General features: G+C 68.4%; 11 protein-coding genes. 8 read left to right on the top strand and 3 right to left on the bottom strand.

Annotation, left to right across the window (positions count from 1 at the left end; genetic code table 11):
- Positions 1-350 precede the first annotated feature (350 nt).
- The 7 genes from Amac_RS47210 to Amac_RS47180 are packed head-to-tail and all read left to right on the top strand — an operon-like array spanning position 351 to position 8,057.
- The gene (locus Amac_RS47210; RefSeq protein ID WP_155360981.1) at positions 351-1,511 is read left to right on the top strand and encodes a substrate-binding domain-containing protein; all 1,161 of its coding nucleotides are present in this window, start codon (positions 351-353) and stop codon (positions 1,509-1,511) included.
- The gene (locus Amac_RS47205) at positions 1,512-3,050 is read left to right on the top strand and encodes a sugar ABC transporter ATP-binding protein (RefSeq protein WP_155360980.1); all 1,539 of its coding nucleotides are present in this window, start codon (positions 1,512-1,514) and stop codon (positions 3,048-3,050) included.
- On the top strand, positions 3,047-4,090 hold the full coding sequence (locus tag Amac_RS47200) for an ABC transporter permease (RefSeq protein WP_155360979.1): 1,044 nt from the start codon (positions 3,047-3,049) through the stop codon (positions 4,088-4,090). Before Amac_RS47205 ends, Amac_RS47200 begins: the two co-directional genes overlap by 4 nt.
- Positions 4,091-4,099: 9 nt before the next feature.
- Positions 4,100-5,257, top strand: coding sequence for an acyl-CoA dehydrogenase family protein (locus tag Amac_RS47195; RefSeq protein WP_174900311.1), 1,158 nt, complete (start codon positions 4,100-4,102; stop codon positions 5,255-5,257).
- Entirely contained in the window at positions 5,254-6,060 is an 807-nt protein-coding gene (locus Amac_RS47190) for an HpcH/HpaI aldolase/citrate lyase family protein (protein WP_155360978.1), read from the top strand. The genes Amac_RS47195 and Amac_RS47190 overlap by 4 nt, the downstream gene beginning before the upstream one ends.
- Positions 6,061-6,066: 6 nt before the next feature.
- Positions 6,067-7,224, top strand: a complete 1,158-nt coding sequence (locus Amac_RS47185; protein ID WP_155360977.1) for a CaiB/BaiF CoA transferase family protein — start codon at positions 6,067-6,069, stop codon at positions 7,222-7,224.
- Positions 7,221-8,057: an HTD2 family dehydratase gene (locus tag Amac_RS47180; protein WP_155360976.1), complete on the top strand. Its 837-nt coding sequence runs from the start codon at positions 7,221-7,223 to the stop codon at positions 8,055-8,057. Before Amac_RS47185 ends, Amac_RS47180 begins: the two co-directional genes overlap by 4 nt.
- A 143-nt stretch (positions 8,058-8,200) precedes the next feature.
- Here the strand turns inward: Amac_RS47180 and Amac_RS56925 are convergent, their stop codons facing one another.
- The 3 genes from Amac_RS56925 to Amac_RS47160 form a co-directional block, all read right to left on the bottom strand.
- The gene (locus tag Amac_RS56925; protein WP_246269151.1) at positions 8,201-11,569 is read right to left on the bottom strand and encodes a coiled-coil domain-containing protein; all 3,369 of its coding nucleotides are present in this window, start codon (positions 11,567-11,569) and stop codon (positions 8,201-8,203) included.
- A 215-nt stretch (positions 11,570-11,784) separates the two neighbouring features.
- The gene (locus tag Amac_RS56920) at positions 11,785-12,999 is read right to left on the bottom strand and encodes a hypothetical protein (protein ID WP_246269150.1); all 1,215 of its coding nucleotides are present in this window, start codon (positions 12,997-12,999) and stop codon (positions 11,785-11,787) included.
- Between the two features lie 247 nt (positions 13,000-13,246).
- Positions 13,247-14,458 carry a hypothetical protein gene (locus Amac_RS47160; protein ID WP_246269149.1) on the bottom strand — a complete coding sequence of 404 codons (1,212 nt, stop codon included), beginning with the start codon at positions 14,456-14,458 and terminating at the stop codon, positions 13,247-13,249.
- 63 nt (positions 14,459-14,521) lie between these two features.
- Between Amac_RS47160 and Amac_RS47155 the strand changes: the two genes are divergently transcribed.
- On the top strand, positions 14,522-15,487 hold the full coding sequence (locus Amac_RS47155; RefSeq protein ID WP_155360975.1) for a winged helix DNA-binding domain-containing protein: 966 nt from the start codon (positions 14,522-14,524) through the stop codon (positions 15,485-15,487).
- Positions 15,488-15,544 lie beyond the last annotated feature (57 nt).

The following is a 15,544-nucleotide window of genomic DNA, read 5'->3' as shown; positions in this document are numbered from 1 at the left end:
GTCCCTGACGCCGTACCGCGCAGCTCCTGGTGCTGCCGCGTGCCCTGAATCCGTCGTCTGATCGGCGCGTGCGAACGGGACAACCCGCTCCTGCGACGGTGGCCAGGCGTGCCCGAAACCCGCTGCCGATGCGTGCGGAGCGCGTGGCGACAGGGTTGACGTGGTACCAGAATCGTTCCTACGATACCGCTCACGGTACCCCACTGTGGGCCACATCACGTTCATTGGGCTGGACGTAGTCGGCATGGGGTGTGCCGAAGAGCTCGATCGAGCCACTCGGATGAATCGATCGACCTGCCACAAGACGGCACGGTTACAGGACCAGCGGCCGCAAGAACCGAGGAGATGGGATGAAGAGAACTCGTATCGCGGCGCTGTGCGCGCCGCTCCTGGCGCTGGTTCTGGCCGGGTGCGGGGGGTCCTCGAGCGACTCTGCCGGGTCGACGAGCACCGACGTGATCGACAAGGCGAAGGCTGCCACAGCGGCGGCGTTCGCGGGCACCGACCGTGCGCTGCCTGCTGACGGGCCCTCAGCGCAGGAGGGCAAGACCGTGTGGGCGCTCGCCTGCAGCACCCAGGCAGCGGGCTGCGTACTCCCCGCCGAGGGCTTCGTGGCGGCCTCGGAAGCCCTGGGGTGGGACGTCAAGCTCGTAGACGGCAAGGCCGATCCAGCGGTCTACAACGCCCAGCTGCGCGCAGCAGCCGCCGCATCGGTGGATGCGGTCGCACTGTTCGGCGTCGACTGCTCGATGGTGAAGGCCTCGATCGAGCACGTGCAGGGCGTGGGCGTGAAGGTCTTCGGCGGCAACGCACTCGACTGCGACGACAAGTTCAGCGGCGGCGGAAAGCCGCTGTTCGATGAATACCTGCGGTTCAACGACGACCTGATCTCGTACGAGGACTACATGAGCACTTTCGTCGGCCCGACGATCGCCGACTGGGTGATCGCCGAGACCGACGGCAAGGCCGAGATCATCCTGATGCGCCAGGACGACAATGCCACCCTCCGGCTCGTCGGCGACGCGCAGGCGGAGCGGCTCGCCGAATGCGGCGGTTGCCTCGTGCACGAGGTCCCGTTCACTGCCGGTGACCTCTTCGGTGGCAAGCTCCAGGGCAAGGCCACGGCAGCGCTGCAGAAGCACCCGAATGCCGGCGTGGTCATGGTTCCCGCGGACTCCGCGATCACCCTGGGCGTCGGCGCCGCAGTCGACCAGGCCCGCAAGAGCGGTCGGGACGGACTCCTGCTCACCGGCAACGAAGGCGTGCCCTCGTCGATCGAACTGATCCGTAAGGGGACCCAGTCGTACGCGGTCGGTCGACCGCTGACGTGGACCGGCTGGGCCGCCGCCGACGGGCTGAACCGCCTGTTCGCCGGTGTCGACCAGGTGGACTCTGGCACGGGTATCGGAAGCATGGACGCCGACCACCTCCCGGAGGGAGATGTCTACGACGGCAACCCGAAGTCGTCGAACTACCAGGGAAACTACAAGAAGATCTGGGGCGTGGACTGAGTGTTCGACGCCACCGTCGACGCCTCGGCGAGCGCGCTGTCGCTCGTCGGGGTGTCGAAGACCTTCCCGGGCACGAGAGCCTTGGCCGACGTCAGCTTCTCGATCGAGCCCGGTCACTTCCACGCTCTGGTCGGCGGTAACGGATCGGGCAAGTCCACGCTGATCAAGATCCTCGCGGGCGTGTACGGCGCCGATCGGGGCGGATCTCTGCGACTGGGCGACGCGACCTTCGACGTCGAGCGACTCTCGCCACGTTGGTCGCGGGAGTCCGGCATCAGGTTCGTCCATCAGGATCTGGGCCTGTTCCCGCAGCTGACCGTCACCGAGAACGTCCTGGCTGGGTCGTCGTACCCGCGCAGGGCCGGCGGGCTCGACTGGGGGGAGGCGCACCGCTCCGTGCAGCGACTCCTGGACGGTCTCGGTGCGGAGGTCGACGCGCGGACAGCTGTTCGCGACCTGCGACCGGCCGATCAGACGCTGGTCGCGATCGCCAGGTGCCTCCGCGACCGTGACGCGGGAGGGGTGGGGCTCCTCGTCCTCGATGAGCCGACGACCCGCCTGCCTGCGGACGAGGTCGAGGGGCTGCTGCGGCGGCTGAAGTCCTATAGCCAGCAGGGACAGAGCATCCTCTACGTCACGCACCGCCTCGACGAGGTGCTCACATACGCCGACACGATCACGGTGCTCCGCGACGGGAGACACGTCGACACCCGCCCGGCCGCGGAGCACGATCGAGCCGGCCTGGTCGCCAGCATCGCCGGACATGCTCCCGAGGACGTCAACCGGGTGAGCCGTACCGCGTCGGACGCCGTGGTGCTGTCGGTGCGCGGACTCACCGGCGGCCCCTTGAAGGACATCTCGTTCGATGTCAACTCGGGCGAGGCTGTCGCCCTGGCCGGACTGGTCGGAAGCGGTAGAACCAGCCTGTTGCAGAACATCTTCGGCGCGGTCCGCCCCCGCAGCGGGTCGGTGGAGGTAGCCGGCCTGCCCGTGCGCCGAGGCCACGTCGCGGACGCGATCGCCAAGGGGCTGGCCATGGTCCCCGAGGAACGGGGTCGCGATGCGGCGTTCCAGAGCCTCTCGGTCTCCGACAACCTCTCGGCGACCACGGTCGGCCGGTACCGACGCGGCGGGTGGCTGCGCCGTTCCGCCGAACGCCGCGACGCCGAGCGGGACGTGGCTGCCTACGGGATCAAGGGGGCCATCGATGCGCCCATCTCCAGGCTCTCCGGGGGGAACCAGCAGAAGGCCATCATTGCCCGAGCCATGAGGACCTCCCCAGCTGTGCTGCTCCTCGACGAGCCGACGCAGGGGGTTGACGTCGGCGCACGGGCCGACATCTACGCACAGATCGACGCGGCAGTCGCCGCTGGCGCAGGCGTGCTCCTTGCGACGTCGGACCTCGACGAGCTGCTCTACCTGGCGGACCGGGTGATCGTCCTCGTCGACGGTCGGGTCACGTGCGAGGCCTCGGGTGACCGCATCACGCGGCACTGGATCTTCGAGAACGTCTACCAGCATGAGAAGGCACCGAAATGACATCGCATGACGGCCAGAGCGTGACGCGCGCCGTGAGTCCAGACATCGAGGAGGTGCCGCAGCGTCAACCGTTCACCGCGTCGCTGCGCGTCGCCGAGCGCTTCGGGCTCGTGATCCTGCTGGCGGGAGTGGCCGCCTACTTCGCGCTCAACCCGGCGACCTCGGCGACGTTCCCGACCACATCGAACTTCCGCAACATCGCGGCCAACGAGTCGGTGCTGATCCTGGTCGCGCTTGCCGCGCTGATCCCGCTGGTCGCCCACCGATTCGACCTCTCGGTTGGGGCGATCGTCGCGCTGACGTCGATCGCGGCGGCCAAGGCCACCACCTCGATGGACCTCCCCATCCTGGTCGGCATTGGCCTCGCCGTCGGGACCGGCGCGATCATCGGCCTGGCCAACGGGGTGCTGGTCGCCTACTGCCGTGCGAACTCGCTGGTCATCACCCTGGGGATGGCGACCCTGCTCGGCGGGGTGGCCGCCAGTTGGTCGGGCTACCGGACGATCGTGGGTGTGCCCGAGGCGCTCACGAACTTCGGGAACGGACTCTGGCTGGGCCTTCCGCGGCCGGTAATCCTCGTGGTCGCGGTCGCGCTGGGCGTGTCGTTCCTGCTGGGCCTGACGGTCTTCGGCCGGCGGCTGCTCTCGGTCGGAGTCAATGAGTCGGCCGCGCACCTCGTCGGCCTCCCGGTCCAGCGGACGGTCGCCCTCAGCTTCGTCGCGTCGGGTGCGCTCGCGGGCCTGGCCGGTGCATTGCTGCTCGCCCGTACTGGCAGCGCGGCCTCCGGCGTCGGCGTCGGCTACCTGCTGCCTGCTCTGGCGGCGATCTTCCTCGGCTCGACGACGATCAGGCCCGGCCGCTACACCGTCGCCGGGACGCTCGTCGGGGTGTTCTTCGTGGCTATCAGCATCAACGGCCTGACCCTGGCCGGTGCCGCGGACTGGGTCGAGCCGGTGTTCAACGGTGGCGCGGTCATCGTGGCAGTCGCGGTCTCGTCGCTGCTGACCCACCGTCGCCTGACCGGCGCGGCCCGACGATAGGAGCATGGAATGTACGAGCTGAACGCCGAAGAGTCCGCCATCGTGTCGGTGGTGCGGGACTGGGTCGACCGGCAGGTCAAGCCGGTCGTCCGGGATCTCGAGCACGCCGACACCTACCCCGAGACGCTCATCGAGCAGATGAAGTTGATGGGGATCTACGGTCTCGCGATCCCCGAGCCGTGGAACAGCGCGGGGGTGTCCACACCCTGCTACGCCGCGGTGACCGAGGAGTTGGCGCGCGGCTGGATGAGCCTTGCCGGTGCCATGGGCGGCCACAGCGTCGTGGCGAAGCTCCTCGTCAACTTCGGCACCCAGGAGCAGCAGGACCACTACCTGCCGCGGATGACAACCGGTGAGATCCGGGCGACGATGGCGCTGACCGAGCCCGGCGGTGGATCCGACCTGCAGGCGATGCGCACCGTCGCTCGCCGGGACGGCGACGACTACGTCATCAACGGGTCGAAGACTTGGATCACCAACGCCCGGCGCTCACAACTCATCGCGCTGCTGTGCCTGACCGACCCCGATGCGCAGCCGACGCACAGCGGGATGAGCATCCTGCTGGTCGAGAAGGGTCCCGGCTTCTCGGTGTCACGTGACCTCCCCAAGCTCGGCTACAAGGGCGTCGAGAGCTGCGAGCTGGCCTTCGACGACCTCCGAGTCCCGGCGACGTCGTTGCTCGGGACCGAGGAGGGCCGCGGCTTCGGTCAGATGATGCGCGGTCTCGAGATCGGACGGATCCAGGTCGCATCCCGTGCCCTCGGCGTCGGCCGCGCTGCCTTGGAGGATGCGCTCAAGTACAGCCAGGAACGGGAGAGTTTCGGCCAGCCGATCTGGAAGCACCAGTCCGTCGGGAACTACCTGGCCGACATGGTGACCCAGCTGACCGCGGCGCGGCAGCTGGTCCAGTACGCGGCGCGCCGGTACGACGACGGTGGTCGCGCGGACATGGAGGCCGGGATGGCCAAGCTGTTCGCGTCGGAGACCGCGATGAAGATCGCGCTGGACGCGGTCCGCATCCACGGCGGCTACGGCTACTCCACCGAGTTCGATGTCGAGCGCTACTTCCGAGACGCGCCGCTGATGATCGTCGGCGAGGGCACCAACGAGATCCTGAAGAACGTCATCGTCCGCCAGCTCGTGGCGCGCAACCGGGTGGCGCGATGACGGTGGCCGGGGCCGCGACGTGGCTGTTCGTCCCAGGCAGTGACGCCCACCGGTTCGGTAAGGCGGTCGCTTCGGGCGCCGACGCGGTTCTGCTCGACCTCGAAGATGCGGTCCGCCCCGAGGACAAGGACCAAGCACGTTCGGCGGTCCGCGAGTGGCTCAGCTCCGGCGGACGTGCCTGGGTGCGGGTCAACGATGCCACGTCGCCCTGGTTCGCCGATGACCTTGACGCCCTGGAGGGGGTCGAGGGGCTCGCGGGCGTCATGGTGCCGAAGGCCGAGTCCCCGGGCGTGCTGGCTGCGGTCAGCGAACGGATGGGCCCGGTGGTCGCGCTGATCGAGACGGCGTTGGGCCTTCATCGGGTCCATGAGGTTGCGACAGGGACGGGCGTCGCGCGGCTGGCGTTCGGCTCGCTGGACCTTGCCGCCGATCTCGGTGTCGAGGATGACCCGACGCCGCTGCTCCACGCGCGCAGCAGCCTGGTCCTAGCCTCAAGGGTGGCCGGGCTCCCCGCCCCGGTCGATGGCGTCACCACGCTCATCCACGACGCCGGCGCCGTCGAGAGAGACGCCCGCCGTGCGCGGAGCCTGGGCTTCCGCGGCAAGCTGTGCATCCATCCGGCCCAACTCGCCGCCGCCTCGAGAGGTCTTGCGCCCGCTGAGGCAGAGGTCGCCTGGGCGCGCGAGGTGCTCCGTGCCCAGGACGAGTCGCCAGTAGCCGTGAGCAGTGCTCCGGACGGCCGGATGGTCGACAAGCCCGTCGTTGAGCGCGCCCGGAACATCCTGCGCTCCCACCCCCAGTGAGGTCAGATGCTTCCCCTTTCCGGCGTGACGGTCGTGGCGCTCGAGCAGGCGGTCGCGGCGCCGTTCGCGACGCGCCAACTGGCCGACCTCGGCGCACGGGTCATCAAGGTCGAGCGCCCCGGAGCCGGGGACTTCGCTCGTGACTACGACCGCACGGTGCACGGTGAGTCCAGCTACTTCGTGTGGCTCAATCGAGGCAAGGAGTCGATCGAACTCGACATCAAGTCCACCGCCGATCGTGCGGTGCTGGACGCGATCATCGACCGGGTCGACGTCCTCGTGCAGAACCTGACCCCCGGAGCCGTCGAGCGGCTGGGACTGGACGCGGTGACCCTCCGCGAGCGACGACCGGAGCTCATCCACTGTTCGATCTCCGGGTACGGGACCGGAGGGCCGGACGGCGCGCGGAAGGCCTACGACCTTCTCGTGCAGTGCGAGGCCGGTCTGGTGATGGCGACGGGCACCAGCGAGGAGCCAAGCAAGGTCGGGATCTCTATCGCCGACATCGCCACGGGTATGTACGCCTACTCCGGTATCTTGACCGCGCTCCTGCAACGTGCCACTCAGGGCGCAGGGGCCACGATCGAGGTGGCCATGATCGACGCGCTCGGCGAGTGGATGCTGCAGCCGGCGTACTACTCGGGGTACGGCGGACAAGCGACTCGCCGTACCGGTGCCAGGCATGCTTCGATCGCGCCGTACGGGCCGTACGCCGCAGGTGACGGCGCGCTGGTCTTCCTCAGCGTCCAGAACGACCGGGAGTGGGAACGCCTCTGTCGTGAGGTGCTGGATCGTTCGAACCTGGTCGAGGACCCACGTTTCGCGCACAACCCTGAGCGGGTGGCGAACGACGCCGCGATCCGGCCGTTGATCGAGGCAGCCTTCAGCCGTCTCGGCGTTGACGAGGTCGTCGCCCGCCTCGACGCTGCGGGGATCGCCTGCGCCCGGATGCGCACGCCCGCGGACCTATTGAGCCATCCGCAGCTGCTCGCGCGAGAGCGGTGGCGGACGGTGACGACCTCAGGCGGCTCGTTCCAAGCTCTGCTGCCGCTGGCGTCGATCGTCGGGCAGGAGGCGCCGATGGGTGCCGTGCCCCGGCTCGGCGAGCACAATGACCTGCTCCGCGCCGAGTTTCTGGCACCTCGTGATGTGGTAGGTCGATGAGCGACTCCCACGTGATTGTGCGGACGGAGATCCTGCGGCCCGCGCCGGCCGTCGCCCTGGCCCGGCTGCTCGACGTTGCGCCTCCGAACCTGGAGCGAGACGGCCTGCCATTGCTATGGCACTGGCTCTACCTCCTCGAGTGTCCGCACCAGGCAGATCTAGGGGCGGACGGCCATCCGGTCCGGGGGGTGATCCCCACACCGCCGGAGCCAGGTCGCCGCCGAATGTGGGCGGGCGGCCGGGTGACCCGGCTGCGCCCCTTGATGCTGGACCGAGAGGCCACCCGCAGGTCGGAGATCACCTCGGTCGCCGACAAGGAGGGGCGATCGGGGCGTCTGACCTTCGTGACGGTCAGACACACGATCACCCAAGCAGAGGATGTCGCGGTGGTGGAGGAGCAGGACGTCGTATACCGTGACGCCGCTCGCCCCGGCCCCGGGTCCGAATCTGCAGCCCGTGCGTTCGTACCGCAGCCGCCGGAGCGTAAGGAGTGGGAGGAGTGGGAGGTCGAGACCGATCCGACGCTGCTCTTCCGATTCTCAGCGCTGACGTACAACGCCCACCGCATCCACTACGACCGCGACTACGCCCGCGACGTCGAGGGGTACGCAGGGCTGGTGACTCATGGTCCCCTTCAAGCACTCCTCATGGCGGAGGCGGTACGACGATCGGGTCGTCGGGCCGCTGCAATCGAGTACAAACTTGTAGCCCCCCTCCTGGCGCATGAAGGGCTGGTAGTGGGTGCACGTCCCGGCGAGCCGAACTGGGACACGAGGATCCGGGATCATGGTGGCCGCCTGACGGCAACGGGCTACATCCGCCTGAACCCGTGACGGCATCCTGGAGCGGGCCCGGGATTCAGCGTGAATCCCGGGCCTGAAAGCATTTGAGAATTGATCCACCCGCCAAGAACGCTCCTTTCCGGAGGCTGCTTCTTGCCCCCGTTCCCACGGATTCCAAGACCGATTCAGGTAACTCAGCGAGTTATCCAGGGGCTGAGGGTGTGGACTCGTTCGGGGTGGCGGTCGTGGGCGATGATGATTGGGGGGTCGTTGTAGGGGGTCGTGTCGGAGGAGCGTCGGAGTTTGATGTACTGGCCGCAGGCGTCAATGGCGTAGGGTTCCATGTCGTCCTGGAGGGCGCCGATTACGGTGATGCCGTGGGTTTCGCCTATTCGGCGGAACAGGGAGACGGCTTCTCGGCGGTGTTCTTTGCCCAGGTTGCGGCCTAGTTCGTCGAGGACGAGGGTCAGGTGGGTGCCGCCGGAGGAGGCGATGGCGGCGGCGCAGACTAGTTTGACCGCTTTCTCGTCCATGAGGGCGGTGTTGGCGCGGCGGTTGTAGGGGACGTAGCTTTGGCCTTCGCCGCGGCGCCATTTGGGGATCACTCGCCAGGACCAGCGTTGTTCCGGGTCTGCGGGGGCGGTGGGGACGGGGAAGTCGAGGGTGGCACCGTAGCCGCCGTAACCGGTGTCCAGTTTTCCGAATTCTTCAGCCACTCGGGCGAGTCTTGTTCTGATGGCTTCGGTCAGGGCGGCACGGTGGACGGCAGTCGATTGGGCGGCTTCTTCGGCGCCTTTGGTGGCGGCGGATAGGTCGCGGCGGCGTGACGTCACCTGAGATTCGATTTGGCGGCGCTGGTGGCGTTCGTATTCTTCCTGGCCGCGAAGGTAAGAGGCGAGGGAAGCACAGAGGGCGGGGAAGGTCGCCAGTTCCTGAGCAGAGCGTCCGCTGCGGCGCTCTTTGATAAGAAAGTCGAGCTCTTCGGGAGTCTCATCGGTTTCGGCGAATGTGGCCCGCAGAGCGGCGTCAAGGTGCCGTTCGGCAGTGCGCCACCATTCGTCGGCGGTCAAGGGGTCGGCGGCGGTCAGCCAGTCCCGGGCCGCCTCCAGTTCGCGGACCATCTCCGGCCTGCCGCTCGCCCCTGATGTGCGAGCCGCCTTCGGGGTCCGCGCCGTTTCCGGGGTGCCGCCGCTCTCCGAGATGCGAGCCGCCTTCGAAATGCCGTCCGTTTCCGGGATGCGGGCCGCCTTCGGGGTCGGCGCCGTTTCCGGGGTGCCGCCGCTCTCCGAGGTGCGGGCGGCCATCGAAATGCCGTCCGTCCCTGGGGCACGGGCCGCCTCTTGGCCGTCGGCAGCGCCGCTGGGTAGGTCGCCAGACAGTGGTTGGCCCACCCGCTCACCCGGCGTGCCGTTCTTTTCTGGGGTACGGGCCGTTTCTGGAGTACGGGCCGATTCTGGGGTGCGGGGCGTGGAGCCTGTTGCCGTTCTCGGCTGAGGCGTTGGGGGAGGGGGCCAGTTGCTTGCCCATTCTTGGGACAGGGCTGGGAGGTCGAGGGCGTGGCGTTCCGTCGCTATCTCGGTGGCTCGGAGTCTGGCCTGGTCGCGTTCGGATTCCAGGCGCTGGCGGCGGGCGTCGAGGCGTTCGATCTCCATGTTGCGGGTTCTGGCGCGGAAGTCGAGGGTGCTCACTTCCTGTTCTGCGGTGTCCAGGGTGGGGGTCAGTTCGGTGATGGCCGCTTGCAGGATGCCGAGTTGGTCGCGCTGGTCTGTCAGTCGCCGGTGGATTTCGGCGAGTCGGATGGTGGCCTCGGCGCCTTCTACGCGGCGTTTCGCGGCGGCCACTCCCTCTTCGGCTTGGCGTACGGCGTGGAGTGCTCGTTGCTGGGTGTCCCGTGCCCGGGTCAGGCGTTGTTCGGCGGCTTTGATACGTGCGTCACGGCCGGTCACGGCGTCTTCGAAAGCCCCGATCACGGTCACTCCGGCAGGACTGACCAGGACAGAGCCGGGCAGATCCGCCAATGCTTGTGCCGCCGCCCGCATGTGTCCCGAGTCGACGATCACGGCGAGGTCGTGGGGCCATCCGCCGGGGGTGGGCAGGGTGTCGTGGGCGTGTTCGGCGACGTCGAGGGCGTCCAGGAGGCTGGCGGCGGGCAGGCCCGCTGCGGACAGGGCTCTGAGCTGGGCGGAGGCGGGGCCGTTCTCCGCCTCTTGGAGGGCGGTTTCCGCGGTTTGGGCTTCACGGTCGGCCACGCCCTGGGCTTTGAGCGCCTCGTTGAGGCGATGCCGGGCGTCGGCGAGTTCGGTGTTCGCCGTGGGGACGTCAAGGCCGTCGGATTGGCGCTGAAGATCCTCAAGTGCGGGGATTCGCGCGCGGAGTTCGTCGGCGGTGTTCTGGATGACGGCGCGTTCGGTCTCCAGTTTGTTGGCGCGAACCTGGATGGTGGCGAGTTCGCGGCGGGCGGCGGCCAGAGCTCGGTCGAGCGAGTCGTCCTTCAATCCGCTGATCTCGGTCTTGACCGCCGCGATCGCCTCGGAGGTGGTGTCGGCGGCGTCCTCGTGGGCGGTGAGGTCGGTCTTGAGTTCCTGGTCGCGGTCCGCGGCGTCGACGAATCGGCGGGCGATCCTGCCCCGCCAGCAGCGCAGTGCCTCGGCCAGCCGGGCTCTGGCCTGGTCACGCCGGTCGAACGTGCCGAGCAGAGCGGCCGAGTCTCGCTCGAATTCCCGCAGGCGCTCCTCGGCTTGGGCGGCGCGGACACGTTTGGCGTGCTCGTCGCGCCGGGCTTCGCGTTCCTGGTCGAGCTCCCCGTCCAGGCCGGTCAGCGCGGCGATCGCTTCGAAGATGCGCTCGGGCGAGATCTCATTCAGCGGTTGCGAGAGCAGGTTCGTGGCGACCTTGCTCCGGACGGACGTCGACAGGAACGAGACACACCTCACGCGATCCCCATAAAGCACCCGGGTGAGGTCACGAGCGACCACGTCCCGGCGCCCCGCGCTCTTCGGCAGCTCCGCCCACAGCTCATCGGCTCTGCTGACCCGATCGGCCTCGGACGCCGCCCTGGACAGGCGCACGCCCTCCGCCCACCGCACTTCAAGATGCGGCGCCTCCTGATTCACCCGCACCCAGACCGTGATCGGCAACCCCGCCGAGGGCACGTCGAAGACACCGATGATGTATCCGTGATCGGCGCTCGCCCACTGCTGATCGCCCTGCGCCGCCAACTCGGCGTTGAACAGCAATTCGGACACGGCCTTCGCCCCCGACGCGAACCGCCACTGCTCATCCCCGAGCAACGCCGTGATCGCCGCGATGAACGACGATTTCCCCGCCCCATTGGAGTCCTTGGGCCCGGCCCCCGCCACCACGATCAACGTCCCCGGCACTGTCGGCACCGGATGCGTCGACAACCGCGAAATATTGATCGCCTGCACAGCCACCAACACCCGATCCCCGACCACATTCTCCGTCACCGTGGGCGTGAGGACCGCCGCAGTCACGTCGGTCGCCGTCCGCATGGCTGCGGCCGTCTCGGGCAGGGTTGGTACGGCTCCCGCCCCCCTGTTCACCGGACGCACCCCAGGGCCAGTGCCCTTGGCGGATGGATCATGCGCGGTCGTGGCGGTCTTCTTTGTGGCTGGCTGTGCTGGCGGTTGGGTGATTTCGTCCTCGGCAGGGGTGTGGTTGGCGGTTGTGCTGGCCTTCTTTGTGGTCGGCCGTGTCGGTGGATGGGTGGGTTCGCTCTCCGCGGGGGTGAAGTCGGAGGGAGCTGGCGAGGGTTGCGTCACGCTTGTCCCCTTGTGGTGGTGGCTCGGCGGGAGCGGATGGCGATGGCCAGGGGGGTGTGCGGGCCGGCGGCGAGGATGAGTTCCTCCTGGAGGCGGGCCCGGGCGGTTTGGGTGAGGCGGTGGAACTGAGGGCCGGGAACGTAGCCGCCGGAGATTTCGTCGGCGCTCTTGATCTGGGTGAGGAGTCCGGCGTGGCGGAGTGTTCTGAGGGCGGCCTCCAGTTCGCCGATCGGGAGAAGGGTTCGTTTGCGCAGTTCCTCGACTGGCACGGGATACGGCGAAAGCCAGGTGTCCTCGGACAGCAGGCCCTCAGAGCGGGGGATCGCCACGGAATGGATCAGCACCAGGGTCAGGACCGCGCGCTCGCCCTCGGAGAGTTGCCCGTCGCCGGATGCGATGCCGTCCTGGTAGCCGGAGATCCAGGTGTCGCGGCGCTGGATCAGCGTTCGGCCACGGCGGGACAGCATGTCGGCGAGGGTGCGGCGCAGGGCCGGGTCGCGCAGGGCGGCGAACCGTGCCTCGTGCACCGGTTCCGCGACCTGCTCGACGACCATGAACGCCGCCACCAGCTCCGCCCGGCGGCGCTCGTCATACGGGGCTAGGAGATCTTCCAGATCGGCGGCCCCTTCGTCCCGGTAACCGCTCACCGGCAGCTGCTTGGATCCGGTGTCCTCGTTCGGCGGGGGAACCGGCATTCTTCGCATCAGCTCGCGGAGCTGGGCATGCGAATCGGCGGGCCAGGTCGCGCAGCGGGGACCAAGCCGGACATACGCCTTCGTCAGATCACCAAGCCGGGCTCGCCCGCCGCGTGTGGCGATGTCGTCCAAGCCGGATGTGAGGGTGATCCAGGCGGTGTCGTTGAGGCGGCGGAGGGCGCCGATCGCCCAGCTTCGGGTGGAATCGTCGGGGCGGCCCGTCAGCGCCCGGTAGCAGGTGAGCACGGAGGCCACGGGAACGGCAGCGCCAGGCCAGGGATCGCTGCCAAGGTCGGTCCAGCACACCCGGAGACAGGCCGCGAGCATGCGACGGGTCTCGCCCGAACGCTCGACGGGAAACGCGGGAAGCTGGTATTCATCCAGCACCGACGGCGTAGCGCCATCCGGCCATTGGGCGAGAGCCAGCGCGGCCTCACCCTGCGCGAGACCCTGCGCGAGCCGGACAAACCCCGCAGGAACGCTCTCAGCCGGACTCAGGGGGAGAACCCCATTCATCCGCGCCCGAGCGTGCGCCTGCGGCTGCCGTTCCGATACAGGCCGGGAACCTTCCAATGCGTCCCGCGATGCGTGGATCGGTGATTGACCTGTGCTCCGCGTTGTCGAGGTCTGCGATGGCTGATAACCAAGTACTGGTTGGGCGCCTTCCAAGGTGCTCTGTATTTCGTGGATCCGTAGCGGACGATCAGGTCTAGGTCGGGTGGCTTCGAAGTCGTCCCGCGATGCGTGGGTCTGTGGCTCGGGCTCAGGCATCGGTTGGGTGCCTTTCGAAGGTGCCGTGGGAGAGCCAGCTGGGGTGACCCGCCGGATGCGAGGTCAGGGTGTCGGACCAGCGCAACCGGTACGGCAGTTCGGAACGAAGGTCGGCGGCCGTGAGGTCGGCCAGGAGCCGGCGGATCGCGGGCCAGCGGTCGGTGAGAATCTCACTCAGGGGGACTTCGGACCGGCCGGCAAGGGCGGCTTCGGCGACGGTGGTCAGACGGTCGAGGCCGGTGATGACCGGAGCGTACGAATTCTCGGGACCCGGGTCGGGAAGAGGGGACCTGGGCGGAGTCGGCCGGATCGGGGCCGGGCGAGGGGCTTCGTCGACGGCCTGGGCGATCGCGGCGGGATCGTGCCAGGGGGCGGCGGCGTCGAAGGCGAAACCGTCGAGAACGGCGGCGAGGCGTTCCCTGGTCGCGGTCTGGGCGAAGGTGCGCCAGGTTTCGGCGGGGAGAAGGGTGAGGTTCCTGGTGGTTCCGGCGGAATCGGCCAATCGTCCGGCGGCGCGGCGGGAGGCGTCGCTGTAGGCGTAGATCGCCGTACGCAGGTCGGTGCACGTCCGGTCCAGGGCGGGCCAGCGGCCGAGAATCGTGCCGTGCAGGCTCTGCGCCCGGCGGGCGATCTCCTCGGTGCCCCACAGTTTGGGCGCCTGCTCCCGCAACTCCTCGATCGTCCCCGTGCTGAGCGTGATCAGCTCCAGCGCCCACAACCGGAACGCCCTGGCCAGGTTGTACGCCGATTGCCTGGCCTGCTCCATCGTGGTCCGCGGATCGGCGACGTTGAGATCCTCCAACGCCAGCAGGCGATGCATCTCGCTCTGCCCGCCGTCGTCCATCATCCGCCGGATGAACATCAACCCGACGACCGAGGTGAACGACGCCCGATATCGGAGCTGGTTCGGTTTGGGGAACACCTCGCGAACCGCGCCCAGCCCGCGCAGCACCCGCAGCCGATTCTCGAACTGATCGGCCGGATAGGCACGGCAGGCATGCCGCATCTGCTCATGCGTCAGCCACTCCTCCCCGGCCTCCGCGAACGCGGCGAACAACGTCTCGGCGATGTCCACCAGCTCCGGATCGTCGACCACGGCCCCGCTATCGCGAGCCAGCGCCGCGAACATCCTCCGATAAGTGACGAGCACCGCCTCATCGGTCAGCGCGGCATCCAGCGTCTCCGGCACGTTCTCCTCAAGCACGCGCCCTACCGTAGGACACGCCGCCGACAGTTCTCCGGCAAGCCGACCTTCTGAGGAATCCCCATGAACGATCTGTGGCCTGCGCGGGCGGTGTCCCAGCTGCTGCACCGCCCACCTGGCACCCCGGCCGGGATCGTACGGCACCTGCTCGCCGTACAGGCACAGGACGCGCGCGCGGCGGCGCTGGCGCTGCGCGCGCGGGGGACGGGGTTCCACCGGACGGACGTGGAGAGCGCGCTGGCCGAAGCGGAGATCGTTCGCGCCTGGGGGCCTCGGGGCACGCTCCACCTGATCGCCGCGGACGACCTGCCCTGGCTGCTCTCCCTGGTACGCCCAGGAGTCCAGAACGCGATGCGCAGACTCCGCCAGCTCGGCGTCGAGGGACAGACCCCGGAACAACTCGTCAATCGTGTGGACCGGGCGATGCGTGACCAAGGCCCGCTGACCAAGGCGGAACTCGCCGCCCGGTTGAACACCTCAGCCCAAGGCCAAACGGTCATTCATCTGGCCGCCCTCGCCGCCGAAAAAGGGCTCCTCGTGCTCGGCCCCAACCGTGATGGCAAAGCCACATATGTCCACACCGCCGACTGGCTGGGCGCTCCTCTCGCCTTCGAACCTGACCGTGACAAAGCACTCACCGAGCTGGCGAAACGATATCTCCACGCCCACAGCCCCGCAGCTCCCGAAGACCTCGCCGCCTGGTCAGGCGTCTCCTTGGGCGACGCCCGCCGCGCCTGGAAACTCGCGCGATCACCCGAGAAACAACCACAACCCCACCCACCCGCCGATCTGGTACGGCTGCTGCCCGCCTTCGACGAATACCTCCTCGGCTGGCGCAACCGCGAAGGAATGTTGTCCCACGTCCGAGAGATCCATCCCGGCGGCGGAATCATCCGACCGACGATCATCGTGAACGCCACAGTCACCGGCACATGGACGATCCGCCAAAAACAGATCACGCCCACCTTCTTCGCCGAACAAGTCCCCCTCAACGACGAAATTTCCGACGTCCAAACCTTCCTAACCTAGGAACGCGGACGGCCGGCGAGCGCCAACCGTCTGGGAATGCCGACGGCCAGGGAACGG

It is taken from the genome of Acrocarpospora macrocephala (assembly GCF_009687865.1).
Taxonomy (GTDB): Bacteria; Actinomycetota; Actinomycetes; order Streptosporangiales; family Streptosporangiaceae; genus Acrocarpospora; species Acrocarpospora macrocephala.
Note: the sequence above shows the minus strand (reverse complement) of the source record. Positions and strands in the feature narration are given on the sequence as shown.

Coding starts and splice junctions, on each gene's coding strand:
- Amac_RS47190 (WP_155360978.1), top strand. CDS start 5,254: ATGACGGTGGCCGGGGCCGCGACGTGGCTGTTCGTCCCAGGCAGTGAC.
- Amac_RS47180 (WP_155360976.1), top strand. CDS start 7,221: ATGAGCGACTCCCACGTGATTGTGCGGACGGAGATCCTGCGGCCCGCG.
- Amac_RS47195 (WP_174900311.1), top strand. CDS start 4,100: ATGTACGAGCTGAACGCCGAAGAGTCCGCCATCGTGTCGGTGGTGCGG.
- Amac_RS47155 (WP_155360975.1), top strand. CDS start 14,522: ATGAACGATCTGTGGCCTGCGCGGGCGGTGTCCCAGCTGCTGCACCGC.
- Amac_RS47200 (WP_155360979.1), top strand. CDS start 3,047: ATGACATCGCATGACGGCCAGAGCGTGACGCGCGCCGTGAGTCCAGAC.
- Amac_RS47210 (WP_155360981.1), top strand. CDS start 351: ATGAAGAGAACTCGTATCGCGGCGCTGTGCGCGCCGCTCCTGGCGCTG.
- Amac_RS47185 (WP_155360977.1), top strand. CDS start 6,067: ATGCTTCCCCTTTCCGGCGTGACGGTCGTGGCGCTCGAGCAGGCGGTC.
- Amac_RS56920 (WP_246269150.1), bottom strand. CDS start 12,999: ATGAATGGGGTTCTCCCCCTGAGTCCGGCTGAGAGCGTTCCTGCGGGG.